The following is a 12,444-nucleotide window of genomic DNA, read 5'->3' as shown; positions in this document are numbered from 1 at the left end:
GTCGCGGACCCAGTCGGCCCCGCTCTCCCAGCCGACCTTGTCCAGGCCCTCCGCGGTCTTGTTCCCCAGCCACTCGACACCGTCCCCGACGGCCTCCGTGCCCGACTCGACCGCGTCGTCGAGCCAGCCGGGCGTCAGATCCCACCCCATCAGAGGGTCACTCCGAAGGGCGGTCTACGCCACCATCCGGCCATCTGCCCCCGCAGCCCCATGACGCCCCCGCCCTCTTCGCCAAGCCTCTGGTACTGGGCGAAAGTATTCACATAAGACGAGGTCACTGCCACAGCCGGGCGAGTCGGCGGCCGTATTTTGCTCGCTGTATAAAGGCGGCGAACCTAGCATGCGGCGGTATGACCGACCTGGCCGAGACCATTCGCCCCTTCCGCCTCGACATCCCCGAAGCCGAGCTGGACGATCTCCACGCCCGGCTGGATCGCACGCGATGGCCCGATGAACTGCCCGGGGTGGGCTGGTCGTACGGCGTCCCACGCGACTATCTGCGGGAGCTGGTGCGGTACTGGCGCCACACCTACGACTGGCGTGCCGCCGAAGCGCGGCTGAACGAGTGGCCGCAGTTCACCACCACGATCGACGGGGCGAACATCCACTTCGCCCACATCCGCTCACCCGAACCCGACGCCACCCCGCTGATCATGACGCATGGCTGGCCGGGCTCCATCGTGGAATTCACCCGTGTCGCCGGCCCCCTCACCGACCCACGAGCCCACGGCGGCGACCCCTCCCAGGCGTTCCACCTCGTCCTGCCGAGCATCCCGGGGTTCACTCTCTCCGGACCGACGCGGGAGACCGGCTGGGAGTACCACCGGGTCGCCGCCGCGTTCGCCGAGCTGATGGAGCGCCTCGGCTACCGGCGCTACGGGGCGCAGGGCGGCGACTGGGGCGCCGCGATCTCCCGGGAGCTCGGCCGCCTCCACCCCGACCGGCTCATCGGCGTCCACCTCAACCTGATCCCCGGCGCCCAGGCCGCCGAGGAGCCCGACCCCGCCCACCTGGCCACCCTGACCCCGGCCGAACGCGACCGCACCCTCGCCTCCTGGGAGCGATACCGGGAATGGCTCCGCGACCGCCAGGGCTACGCCGACATCCAGGCCACCCGCCCCCAGACCCTGGCCTACGCGCTCACCGACTCACCCGTCGGCCAGCTCGCCTGGATCGCCGAGAAATTCAAGGAGTGGACCGACTCCCGCGACCGCCCCGAGGACGCCGTCGACCGCGACCAGCTCCTCACCAACGTCATGCTCTACTGGCTCACCGGCACCGCCGGTTCCTCCGGCCGCATCTACTACGAACGGGCCCACGCCCCCGCCACGGGCCCCGAGCCGTCCACCGTGCCGACGGCCTTCGCCGACTTCCCCCGGGACAACTTCATCCCCCTGCGGCACATCGCGGAGCGGACGAACACCATCGTGCGGTGGACGGAGCACGACCGGGGCGGACACTTCGCGGCCATGGAGCAGCCGGAGCTGCTGGTGACGGACATCCGCGCCTTCTTCCGCGACCTGGCCTGACGAGCACGTTTTCGGGGCCGGGCGGGGGTCGCGGGCCGGCGGGATGTGTCGATGGCATGCGGTCGGGTACTCGACCGGCTTTACGGCTTCGGCCCTCGGCCATATGCCGGCCCACATACCCAACCGATCGCTGGACGGAATCATGACTGACCTCCCCGACGACAACACCGTCTCCGCCACCCAGCACGCCCTCGGCGAGCTCGCCGCCGCCCGCGCGGACGCCTCGGCGCTGGACACCCTCGCCAACAGCGAGGTGCTGCTTCCCGCGCCGGAAGCGACGGAGGACACGGATCCCCAAGCCGTGACCCTCCCCGTCTTCGAGCAGGAGGACGGCGCCCAGCTGGTGCCCGTCTTCACCACCCCGGACCGTATGCACCAGGCCCTGCCGCAGATCCACCGCTACCACCGGGTCCCGCTGGGCGCCCTCGCCGAGGGCTGGCCCTCCGATGAGCTGTCCCTGGCCATCGACGCGGGCGCGCCGGAGGCGGTGACGCTCACGGGCGGTGGGGTACGGACGCTTCTGACGCACTCCGCGGGCTGAACCGGGGCGACCCCGCCCGGGCGTAGTGCCCGGCCAGGGCGTGGAAGGCCTCCTTCGGCTGCCAGTGCCAGTCGGGGGTCGGGTCCTCGAACGTCTTCCAGATGGGCTTGACCAGGCCGTAGCTCGCCAGGTCGAGGTCGTAGCGGGGGTCGGCCCGGTGCGGGGCGTCGGGGGTGACGAACTGGTACACCAGCGCCGCGTACAGGCTCATCGACTCGAAGACGTCGAGCAGATCGGTCAGATAGGCCGCCTGGGTCCGCTCGCTGCGGGCCAGGTCGCCGATGATCTCCGGCGGCTCCTTGTCGTAGTCCACCACGCTCCACCCCATGCCGCCCTGCTCGGGGGCGCCCTTGAAGGTGCAGCAGCCGAACTCGGAGATGACGACGGGCTTGCCCCAGCGCAGAAACGGGGTGAGCTCGCGGACGTAGTCGGCTTTGCGCGGGAAGTACGCGTAGTAATTGACGCTGACCAGGTCGAACAGGTCCCAGTCGACCTCTTCGTCCTGCGCGGCGCCATACGTCATCCGCCCCTTGAAGACGGACCTGCCGACCTTCGCGGCCCGGGCGGTGAACTCGCGCAGCCGGCGCACCATCTTCTCGGGGTCGAAGTTTCCGCTGAGCATGTTCTGGACGCGCTCCACAGCGTTGTCCCCCGGCACGATGCCCGGGACGAACAGGACGAACTCCGCGCCCACGCTGAGATGGACCCGGGCGCCCTGGCGCCGCAGGCGCTCGGCGTGCCGGCCGGTCTCGGCCAGGTGGTCCAGGATGTCCTGGTGGGGCACATCGGCCAGGCGCGGCTGGAGCCAGATGTGCAGCCCGCGCTCCGCCGCCTCCGAGGCGGTGGCCGCGAGTCGGTCGACGCCCGTGCCGAAGACCGAGACCGAGCCGGCGTGCAGATCCTCCTGGATGGCTCGGATGTCCCCGCGCATCCGAGCCATGCTCCAGCTCGTCGCCGGCGTCTCGCCGTCGATGACCTCGTACGACACGCCCCGGTACGTCAGACCGGGCCGATCAGACCGAGCGGACCGGCTGGGCCGGCCGGACCGGTCGGGTTGGTCGCGGCGGCCGGGCCGGTCCGCTGCCTCCGCCCGGCCGCCCGGCGCCAGCAGTGCTCCCGAGGCCGCCGCGGCCCCCACGGCCCCCGCGCCCGCCAGAAAACGCCCTCGGCTGATCCCCTGGCTCCGCTTGCTCCGCGCTGTCGTCACTCTCGTCCCCCTGGTGTCCGCGGTCGCTGTCTGCGACCCCTCACCAGTCTCGGGAACGACGGCTCGCCCTGTCGTCAGCCGATGGTCTGCGTCCCTGCGACTTAAGTCGAGCGACGCCCCTAGCTCTTCAGGGACGCGATGTCGATCACAAACCGGTACCGCACATCGCTGCTCACGACCCGGTCGTAAGCCTCGTTGATCTGGTCAGCCGTGATCACCTCGATCTCCGCGCCGAAGCCGTGCGCCGCACAGAAGTCCAGCATCTCCTGGGTCTGCCGGATTCCGCCGATCTTCGAGCCCGCCATCGACTTACGGCCCATGATCAGCGAGAACTGGTGGAAGGAGCTGGGGAACTCCGGACCGCCCACGTGCACCATCGTGCCGTCCCGCTTCAGCAGCGAGAGGTAAGCGTCCAGGGGGATGTTCGCCGAGACCGTGTTGACGATGAGGTCGAAGGACCCGGCCAGCTCCGTGAAGGTGGACTCGTCGCTGGTCGCGTGGAAGTGGTCGGCGCCCAGCCGCAGGCCGTCGTCCTTCTTGCGGAGCGACTGGCTGAGGACGGTGACCTCCGCGCCCATGGCGTGGGCGATCTTCACGCCCATGTGGCCGAGGCCGCCGAGGCCCACGATGGCGACCTTCTTGCCGGGGCCGGCGTTCCAGTGGGCCAGGGGGGAGTAGAGGGTGATGCCCGCGCACAGCAGCGGGGCGGCGACGTCGAGCGAGAGGCCGTCGGGGATGCGCAGCGCGTAGTTCTCGTCGACGACGATGTGGGTGCTGTAGCCGCCGTACGTGGGCTCGCCGTCGTACTGCTTGCCGTTGTACGTCGCCACCTCGCCCTTGAGGCAGTACTGCTCCTCGCCCGCCAGGCAGTTCTCGCACTCGCGGCAGGAGTCGACGAAGCAGCCGACCCCGACCCGGTCGCCCACGGCGTACTTGGTGACGCCCGGGCCGACCTCGGTGACGATGCCCGCGATCTCATGGCCGGGCACCATCGGGAACTGGGCGGTGCCCCACTCCTCGCGGGCCTGGTGGATGTCGGAGTGGCAGATGCCCGCGTAGGCGATCTCTATCAGGATGTCGTGCTCCCCGACGGCGCGGCGCTCGATGGTGGTGCGCTCCAGCGGGGCCTTGGGGGCGGGCGCGGCGTAGGCGGTGACGCTGGTGGTCATGTCAGTGATCTCCCTGAAGAGGGTGTCGGGACGTGGAAGGGGAAGGGGAAGAGGAAGAGGGGGAAGAAGGAGCGGAAGAGGAGGAGGGGGAGGAAAAGGGGGCAGAGGGGGAGGAGGGACGGTTGGGCGGGGCCGCGGTCCAGTTCGCGAGCAGCTGCAGAGCCGCCTCCGAGGGCGATCCGGGCTCGACCGTGTACACGCACATCGACTGGTCGTCATCGCCGGGGAAGGTCACGGTCTCGTAGGACAGCGTCATCTCCCCGACCACCGGGTGGCGGTAGATCTTCACGCCGTGCGACCTCTCCCGCACGTTGTGGTCGGCCCACCACGTACGGAACTCCGGGCTCTTGATCGTCAGCTCGCCGACCAGCTCGGTGATGCCCGGGTCGTCGGCGTGCCGGCCCGCCTGGAGCCGGAGGGAGGCCACCATCTCCGCCGCGTAGGTGTCCCACTCGCCGTAGAGCTCGCGGGCCGCCGGGTCGAGGAACATGAAGCGGTTCATGTTCCGCTCTCGGTACGGCAGCGCGTCGAAGTCGGTGATCAGCGCGCGGGCCAGCCGGTTGGCGGCCAGCACATCGCCGCCGCGCCCGAGCACGAAGGCGGGCGAGATCCCCTCCAGCATCTGCAGCATGCGGTGTACACCGGGCCGCACCCGCTGGGGGCGGAGCGGCCGGCGGCGCCGCGCGCGGCGGGGCCGGGGCTTGGCCAGCTCGAAGAGGTACGCGCGCTCGGTGTCGTTCAGGCGCAGGGCCCGGGCGACCGCGTCGAGCACCGCCTCCGAGACATTGAGGTGACGGCCCTGTTCCAGCCGGGTGTAGTAGTCCGTGCTCACCCCGGCCAGGTGCGCCAGCTCCTCCCGGCGCAGCCCCGGCACCCGCCGGGGGCCGGGGCTGGTCGCCTGCACACCCGCGTCCTCGGGGCGCAGCCGGGCCCTGCGGGTCCGCAGGAACTCGCTGAGCTCGGTGTTGCGGTCCATGGCTTCCAGTATTCGTGGCCGAAAAGGCTCGCGGCCGCCTCAGCGTAGGTCTGCTGGACCTAGGAGAAGCCGACCCAGGATGGCCGATCCTGGAGAGGCCGACGCGAGCCCGGGGCCCGGCCGGGCGCGGTACGCGACCGCGGGGTCAGGGGCTGGTGAGGGCGTCCGCTTCGAGGGCGAGGAGGAGGTCGAGGCGCCCGGTGAGTGTGGTGGTGTCGCGGCCGGTCAGGGCGCTGATGCGGGTGAGGCGCTTGTAGAGGGAATTGACGTGCAGGTGCATGGCCTGGGCGGTGGCCGTGGGGCTGGCCTGGTGGTCCAGGAAGCTGCGCAGGGTGGCTTCGAGCCGGCCGTCGTGTGCGGCGTCGTAGTCGCGGAGAGGGCCGAGGATGGCGGTGGTGAGCTGGTGCAGCAGCTGGGGATCGGCCCGGCTGAGGAGGGTGTGGTAGGTGGGGAGGTCGGTCAGGCGGGCGACGGTGAGATGGCGGCTGGTCTGGGCGAGGACGGAGCCGGCGCGGCGGGCTTCGAGCAGGGCGGTGCGCAGGTGGGTGGCGCCGGTGACGGGGCTGCCGATGCCGATGACGGTGCGGTGGTCCGGGAGGTGTTCGGCGAGGTGTTCGGCGAGACGGCGGCACCAGTCCGTCAGGTCGGTGCCGGGCCGGCGCCAGGCGCATACCGCGACGACATCGGCGTGGCCGGTGGCCACCATGGCGGGGATGCCGCGGTCGGTGAGCGCGGTGCGGATCGCGGCGGCGAGGTCGCTCATGGGGGTGTTGCCGCGGGTGGCGAAGGCCAGGGTGGCGAGGGGCTGGTCGGGGTCGACCCCGAAGGCCCCCAGGCGGCGGGTGATGTCGCCGACTGATCCGACCCCGGAGACGATCATGTCGATCAGTTCGCCGGCGAAGCGCTCCTCGCCGGCCCGGATGGCCTGGCGGCGGGCGATCTCCAGGGCGAGGTAGTGGGCCGCCTGCCCCAGGGCCTGCTGCTGGGCCTCGGTGAGGTCGGCGGCGGCGCGCAGGCACAGCAGGGCGGCGTCGGGGCGGCCCGTGGTGCCGACGGGCAGGAGCGTCGCGGTGGTGTCCTCGGTGAGGGCGAGTTCCAGGGGCGGCGGGGTGCGGGCGAGGGAGACGGCGGCGGTGTGCGCGTCCTCGGCGCTCAGCGCGGCGCCCCCGCTGTGGGCGAGGACGGCGCCGGTGCGGTCGACCACGGCCAGGGGCAGGTTGTGTTCCCGGCGCAGGACGCCCAGGACGCCGTCGGCTCCCGCGCCGGCGGAGATGGCGTTGGTGAAGGCGGTGCCCCGGCGCAGCGAGGCGGCCAGAGGGGTCTGTTTCTCGGTGGCGTGGACATCGGCGGCGGCCTGGGTGACGGCGGTGAACGGCACCTCGGTCGGCAACTGGAGGAGGGGGAGACCGGCGGTACGGCATGCCTCGACGAGGCCGGCCGGGGTGGCGGGGGTGGCGTCGCGCAGGCCGAAGACGATGCCGGCGGCGCCGGCGGCACGGCAGTGGGCCACGAACTCGTCGGCCGGGGTCGAGGACAGCCACAGCCCGTTGGTCAGGACCAGCTCGGTGCGGCCGATGTAGCCGGAGGGGTCGGGCAGTTCGGTGTTGTGAAGCCAGGCGATCTCGGCGTCGAGCGCGCCGGGCGGGCCGGGGATGATGACGGAGAGCCCGAGGTGGGGGAGGGCGACGAGGGCGCTGATGGTGAGCACGGTGGATATTCCACCACTTCTCACGGTCAAGAAGGAGTAATCCGACCACTAGGGGTATCGCCCCGTCTGGTGATGACGTGGGCCTGGTCACATTCCTGAGCCAAGCCCCGGAGGTCGCCATGACGCCACCAAGCCCCTCGCACCCCACAGCCGTGGAACCGCCGAGTTTCGATGTGCACGGGGTGGAGCCCGTACCCGAGCACGGCCGGGACTCTTCGGCCATGGACCAGTGGTGGATCTGGGTGGGCGCCAACGTGGCGCCGATCAACTGGGTCCTGGGTGCGCTGGGGATCACGCTGGGACTGAGCCTGTGGGAAACGCTGGTGGTCATCGCCGCCGGAAACGCGATCGGGTGCGCGGTGTTCGGAGCGTTCAACCTCATGGGGCACCGCACCGGCGTGAACCAGATGGTGCTGGGCCGGGCCGCGTTCGGGCGGCGTGGCGCGATCATCCCCGGGGTGATCCAAGGGGTGTTGACGATGGGCTGGGTGGGGGTCAACACCTGGGTGATCCTGGACCTTGCCGTCGCCATGCTCGGCGAACTGGGCATCCACGGCGGCACCGGGCTCAGGTACCTGGTGGCCGCGGTGGTCATGGCCCTGCAACTGGGGCTGGCCGTCGTCGGCTTCTACGCCATCCGCTCCTTCGAGAAGTACACCGTGCCCGCCACCGTGCTGGTGATGGCCGTGATGACGGTGCTGTCGCTGACGCAGGTGGACCTGCGCTGGAGCGGTGGCAGCGCCGAAGGGGGCCGGGAGAAGTTCACCGCGATCACCCAACTGCTGACCGCGATCGGCGTGGGCTGGGGCGTGAGCTGGGTGCCCTACTCGGCCGACTACTCCCGGTTCGTCGCCCCCCGGGTGCCGGCCCGGCGGGTGTTCTGGGCCACCGCACTGGGCATGTACGTGCCCACCGTCTGGCTGGCGGCGCTGGGTGCCTGCCTGGCCGGCGCGGGCAAGGGCGGCGACCCTTCCCAACTGGTGATCGCCTCGTTCGGCACCATGGCCCTGCCGGTGCTGCTCCTGATCATGCACGGCCCCATCGCCACCAACATCCTGAACCTCTACTCCTGCTCCCTGGCGGCGCTGACGGTCGGGGTGCGGGTGGCGCGCTGGAAGGTGACGCTGCTGGCCGGGGCCGTGGCCACCGGCGCGCTGCTGCTCTTCATGCGGTCCCCCAGTTTCGCGGAGTCGTTCGACCACTGGATGGCGTCCATCCTGGTGTGGATCAGCCCATGGGCCGGCGTCATGCTCGTGGAGTACTACGTCCTGCGCCGCGGCCGGGTGGATGTGGCGTCCCTGTACACGCACGACGGGCCGCCGTGGCGCTGGCGGGCACTGGCCGCGCTGGGTGCGGGCATCGTGGCGGGCTGGTGCTGGCAGTACGGACTGGTCCCCGCCATGCAGGGCCCCCTGGCGCGCGCTCTGGGCGACACCGACTTCTCCTGGCTGTCCGGCGGGCTGGTCGCCGGCGGTCTGCACTACCTCCTGGCGCGCCAGGAGCGCCGCAAGGCCCGCCGCGGCGGCACGCCGGCCGCACCCGAAGTCCCCACCGGTGTGTGATCACACACCCGCTTCCCCCGGACTGTGGTCGTTCTTCCCTGGATGGCGGCCCGGACCGCCTGATGGAGTACCCGATATGACAGCCACCATCACCAGCTCCGTGACCGTTCCGGCGCGCGGCGTGAAGGCGTTCCCCCTCGCCGCCGGCCAGCACCTGCGGATCACCGACCAGGAAGGCGGGCAGGTCGGAGACCTGTTCGTCTACCGCACCGACGACCCCGGCGAGTACCTGAGCGCCTCCCACACCCGGGCCGCGACCTCCCGCCTCTTCCCCGCCGTCGGCCAGCAGTTCGTCACCAATCTGCGCCGTCCCGTCCTGACCCTCGCGGAGGACACCTCGCCGGGCCGGCACGACATGCTCATCGCCGCCTGCGACGCGGAACGCTACCGGGCGCTGGGGGTGCCCGGGCACGCCTCCTGCGCGCAGAACCTCGTCGACGCGCTGGCCGCCCACGGGATCCACCCCGACACCATCCCTCAGCCCGTCAACGTCTTCATGGACGTCCGGGTGGACGGGGACGAGCTGGTCCGGCGTCCCGCGTCCACCCGGCCGGGGGATTCCATCACCTTCACCGCCGTCGTCGACTGCCTGGCCGTGCTCTCCGCCTGCCCGCAGGACCTCGCACCGGTGGTCAACGACGGCGACCCCACCCCCCTGTCGGTCACCGTGTTCTCCGACGGCCCCGCCGGCGCCTGACCTCCCGACATCACCGAACCGCCCCAGTACCAACGGAGTTCCAGCATGAGCGACCACCCGGCCCTGCAACCGGTCCGCCTGGCCGACGCCACCCTGCCCAACCGTCTCGCCGTCGCGCCCATGACGCGCATATCAGCTTCCGGGGACGGCACCCCCACCCCCGACATGGCCGACTACTACGCCGCCTATGCCCGCGGGGGCTTCGGACTGGTCATCACCGAAGGCGTCTACACCGACCCGCACTACAGCCAGGGCTACCTCAACCAGCCCGGCGTCATCACCCCCGCCCACGAGAACGCCTGGCAGACCGTCGCCCGTGCCGTGCGCGACGCCGGCGCCCACCCCGTGATGCAGCTCATGCACGCCGGGGCCCTCTCCCAGGGCAACCCGTACAGCGCGCGCACCGCCGGCCCCTCCGCCGTCCGGCCACGGGGACGGATGATGCCCGCCTACGGCGGCTCGGGGCCCTGGCCGGTGCCGCACGCCATGACCGGCGACGACATCGACACCGTCGTGGAAGGCTTCGTCGCGGCCGCGGGCCGCGCCCGCCGCGCGGGATTCACCGGCGTCGAGGTCCACGCCGCCAACGGCTACCTCCTCGACCAGTTCCTCACCGACTACACCAACACCCGCACCGACGCCTACGGCGGCACCACCGCCAATCGGATCCGGCTGACCGCCCGGATCATCCGCGAGATCCGCAAGGAGAACGACGACCCCGCGTTCTGGGTCGGCGTACGCCTGTCCGAAGGCAAGGTCAACGACCACCACCACCGGTGGGCCGGCGCCCCCGACGCCGTCACCGTCTTCACCGCGGTCGCCGACGCCGGCGCCACCTATATCCACCTGGCGGGCGAAGGCGCGGGCTGGGCGCAGGGCTCCACCCTGGAAACCGGCGAAACCCTCACCGCCCTGGCCCGCCGCGTCACCGGCCTGCCCGTCATCGCCAACGGCGGCCTGGCGGACCCGGGCCTGGCCGCCCATGTCCTCGACGACGGCCACGCCGATGTGCTCTCCCTCGGCCGTGCCGCCCTCGCCAACCCCGACTACCCTCGCAGACTGGCCGAGGGCGGGCCCATCCACCCCTTCGACCCGGCCATGCTCGACCCGACCGTCACCCTCGCCAACGTCGCCGCCTGGCGGCAGCGGCAGCCCGCCCGCCGGCCCTGACCCCACCCAGCACCACCCCACCCAGCACCGCCCCGCCCTGCGCGCCGGCCCCCGCCACCGCGCAGGGCGGCTCCGCCCGCAAGGAGCCCAGCCCATGCCCACCACCTCCGCCTGGCACGGCGGCGGCACCGTCGCCGCCCTGACCGTCGACGTGGACGCCCACACCCCCGTCCTGGCCCGCGGCCGGCACTACGCCACCCACACCAGCACCATGTCCCACGAGCAGTACGGCCTGGACGTCGGCGTCCCGAGGCTGCTCGCGCTGCTGCGCGAGGAAGAGGTGTCCGCGACGTTCTTCATCCCCGGCTGGGTCGCCGAACACCACCCCCGCCTGGCCCCCACCATCCTCGACCACGGCCACGAAGTCGCCCACCACACCTACGCCCACCGCCCGCCGACCGACATGACCGACGCCGAACAGCGCGCGGACTTCACCCGCACCCTGGAGGTCTTCGCCCGGCAAAAGGTCCCCATCGCCGGATACCGGGCGGCGAACTGGCAGGCCAACGCGGCGACCTGCGAACTGGTCGCGGAACACGGCCTGTACGACTCCTCGCTCATGGGCCACGACCGCCCCTACCGCGTCACCACCCCCCGCGGCCAGTTCATCGAGCTGCCTCCGCACTGGTCGCTCGACGACTGGGAGCAGTACGCGTTCCTGCCCGACCCCCACGTCGGTTCGATCATCCAGGCACCGCACACCGTCCTGACCATGTGGCGCGACGAAGCCGACGCCCACGCCCGCCACCAGGCCCTTTTCATGCTCACCCTCCACCCCTCCCTCACCGGACGCCCGGGGCGGGCCGAAGCGCTCAGAGCCCTGATCACCCACATGCGGGACCGCGGCACACGCTTCGCCCGCTGCGTGGACATAGCCGACGCCGCCGCCGACGACCCGCAGCTGACCACCCACACCATCACCCCGCCGCCCACCGACGCGTATCGGTGACCCGCTCGTACGGCGCGGGGGATCCGCTCGCACGGCGGCGGCGCGCTCGCACGGGAGAGTGGTGAGTGCCGAGGGCGGGTACGGGCCGCGGGCCGGTCTGATAGACCTTGACAGCGCGCTCCGTGTTGCACTGCGGCCCTCGTACGGCAGACTGCTTGTCGCCCCCCACCGCGACGCACCGCACAGGCGCGGCGCAGCACAGCACGGCCGAGCAGATACGGGACATCGGAGATCATGAGCGCCCCTACCTCAGGATCCGCGGACGGCAGCTCCATTCCTGGCTTTTATCCTGATCCGTCCATCCCTGGCTACATCCGTTACTGGAACGGCGCCGCCTGGGTGCCCGGCACCAGCCGGCCCGCGCCGAGTGACGGCGAGGCCATGCCCGCGCCGCCGCCCGGAGTGACCCACACTCAGGTCACCGCCCCGGTGCCGGACGAGACCGGTCCCATGTTCCTGGACGAGGAGCCCCCGGCCGCGGGGCGGAGCGGAGAGCAGGAGGACGGCGGGCGGGCGCTGCCGGAGCTGCGGCCGCGCGGCGAGATGGACGTACGGGGGGACGCGCGGGGCGGGCGGGGGCCCGAGCCGGTGCCGCCGGCCGCGAATCCGGACTCGGCCCCGAGCCCGGGGGCGGGCGGCGCGGCCCCGGCCGCCATGGACTGGAACGACCCGCAGCGGCTGCACGGCTCCCGGCCGGAGCCCGCCTCGGCCTGGCAGGCCGACGCGTCCCGGCAGTCCGGGTTCGGCGGCGACCAGGACCGTCGCGTCTCCTGGGGCGCGGACCCGGCGGGCGGCCCGGCTTCCGGCGGCCCCGCCGGGCCGGGGGTGCCCGATCCGCGCCAGGCCGTGACCGGCCCCGGCCCCGGCGGCCCCGGTGGCGCCGAGGCGCCCGCGTCCGCCCAGGCGCTGCCGCCCGCGCGGCGCGCCGCCGCCGAG

Annotated in this window: 12 protein-coding genes; 7 read left to right on the top strand and 5 right to left on the bottom strand. The window is 72.2% G+C overall.

Going from position 1 to position 12,444, the window contains the following annotated elements; genetic code table 11:
• Positions 1–150: putative T7SS-secreted protein (locus ABFY07_RS43365; protein ID WP_428837110.1), on the bottom strand; the 150-nt coding region annotated here is incomplete at its 3' end.
• 200 nt (positions 151–350) lie between these two features.
• On the opposite strand from ABFY07_RS43365, the gene ABFY07_RS41835 reads away from it, so the two are divergent.
• Together ABFY07_RS41835 and ABFY07_RS41830 are read left to right on the top strand one after the other, a co-directional pair.
• Positions 351–1,529 carry an epoxide hydrolase family protein gene (locus ABFY07_RS41835; protein ID WP_346179483.1) on the top strand — a complete coding sequence of 393 codons (1,179 nt, stop codon included), beginning with the start codon at positions 351–353 and terminating at the stop codon, positions 1,527–1,529.
• 142 nt (positions 1,530–1,671) lie between these two features.
• Positions 1,672–2,070 (top strand): SseB family protein, encoded by a 399-nt coding sequence (locus ABFY07_RS41830; protein ID WP_065960064.1) that lies wholly within the window; start codon positions 1,672–1,674, stop codon positions 2,068–2,070.
• On the opposite strand, the gene ABFY07_RS41825 is transcribed toward ABFY07_RS41830, so the two are convergent.
• The 4 genes from ABFY07_RS41825 to ABFY07_RS41810 form a co-directional block, all read right to left on the bottom strand.
• Entirely contained in the window at positions 2,024–3,058 is a 1,035-nt protein-coding gene (locus tag ABFY07_RS41825; protein WP_428837109.1) for an abortive phage infection protein, read from the bottom strand. The genes ABFY07_RS41830 and ABFY07_RS41825 overlap by 47 nt on opposite strands.
• A gap of 338 nt (positions 3,059–3,396) precedes the next feature.
• Entirely contained in the window at positions 3,397–4,446 is a 1,050-nt protein-coding gene (locus tag ABFY07_RS41820; RefSeq protein WP_346179482.1) for an NAD(P)-dependent alcohol dehydrogenase, read from the bottom strand.
• Position 4,447: 1 nt separating this feature from the next.
• Complete coding sequence (locus ABFY07_RS41815) at positions 4,448–5,422, bottom strand: helix-turn-helix transcriptional regulator (RefSeq protein ID WP_346179481.1); 975 nt, start codon at positions 5,420–5,422, stop codon at positions 4,448–4,450.
• A 145-nt stretch (positions 5,423–5,567) separates the two neighbouring features.
• Entirely contained in the window at positions 5,568–7,130 is a 1,563-nt protein-coding gene (locus tag ABFY07_RS41810) for a PucR family transcriptional regulator (RefSeq protein ID WP_346179480.1), read from the bottom strand.
• A 152-nt stretch (positions 7,131–7,282) separates the two neighbouring features.
• Between ABFY07_RS41810 and ABFY07_RS41805 the strand changes: the two genes are divergently transcribed.
• The 5 genes from ABFY07_RS41805 to ABFY07_RS41785 all read left to right on the top strand — a co-directional run.
• Positions 7,283–8,692, top strand: a complete 1,410-nt coding sequence (locus ABFY07_RS41805) for a purine-cytosine permease family protein (protein ID WP_346179479.1) — start codon at positions 7,283–7,285, stop codon at positions 8,690–8,692.
• A gap of 76 nt (positions 8,693–8,768) precedes the next feature.
• Positions 8,769–9,389 (top strand): DUF1989 domain-containing protein, encoded by a 621-nt coding sequence (locus tag ABFY07_RS41800; protein WP_346179478.1) that lies wholly within the window; start codon positions 8,769–8,771, stop codon positions 9,387–9,389.
• Between the two features lie 45 nt (positions 9,390–9,434).
• Positions 9,435–10,559: an oxidoreductase gene (locus ABFY07_RS41795; RefSeq protein WP_346179477.1), complete on the top strand. Its 1,125-nt coding sequence runs from the start codon at positions 9,435–9,437 to the stop codon at positions 10,557–10,559.
• A gap of 94 nt (positions 10,560–10,653) precedes the next feature.
• The gene (locus ABFY07_RS41790) at positions 10,654–11,508 is read left to right on the top strand and encodes a polysaccharide deacetylase family protein (RefSeq protein ID WP_346179476.1); all 855 of its coding nucleotides are present in this window, start codon (positions 10,654–10,656) and stop codon (positions 11,506–11,508) included.
• 234 nt (positions 11,509–11,742) lie between these two features.
• Positions 11,743–12,444: DUF2510 domain-containing protein (locus tag ABFY07_RS41785; protein WP_346179475.1), on the top strand; the 702-nt coding region annotated here is incomplete at its 3' end.

Origin of the sequence: Streptomyces sparsogenes subsp. cuspidosporus (assembly GCF_039532705.1) — a bacterium.
Classification (GTDB): Bacteria; Actinomycetota; Actinomycetes; order Streptomycetales; family Streptomycetaceae; genus Streptomyces; species Streptomyces sparsogenes.
This window is presented reverse-complemented; position numbering and strand designations above follow the sequence as displayed.

Bases quoted from the DNA above. Each gene is read 5' to 3' on its own strand.
- ABFY07_RS41820 (WP_346179482.1), bottom strand. From the start codon at position 4,446: ATGACCACCAGCGTCACCGCCTACGCCGCGCCCGCCCCCAAGGCCCCG.
- ABFY07_RS41830 (WP_065960064.1), top strand. From the start codon at position 1,672: ATGACTGACCTCCCCGACGACAACACCGTCTCCGCCACCCAGCACGCC.
- ABFY07_RS41790 (WP_346179476.1), top strand. From the start codon at position 10,654: ATGCCCACCACCTCCGCCTGGCACGGCGGCGGCACCGTCGCCGCCCTG.
- ABFY07_RS41795 (WP_346179477.1), top strand. From the start codon at position 9,435: ATGAGCGACCACCCGGCCCTGCAACCGGTCCGCCTGGCCGACGCCACC.
- ABFY07_RS41800 (WP_346179478.1), top strand. From the start codon at position 8,769: ATGACAGCCACCATCACCAGCTCCGTGACCGTTCCGGCGCGCGGCGTG.
- ABFY07_RS41815 (WP_346179481.1), bottom strand. From the start codon at position 5,422: ATGGACCGCAACACCGAGCTCAGCGAGTTCCTGCGGACCCGCAGGGCC.
- ABFY07_RS41835 (WP_346179483.1), top strand. From the start codon at position 351: ATGACCGACCTGGCCGAGACCATTCGCCCCTTCCGCCTCGACATCCCC.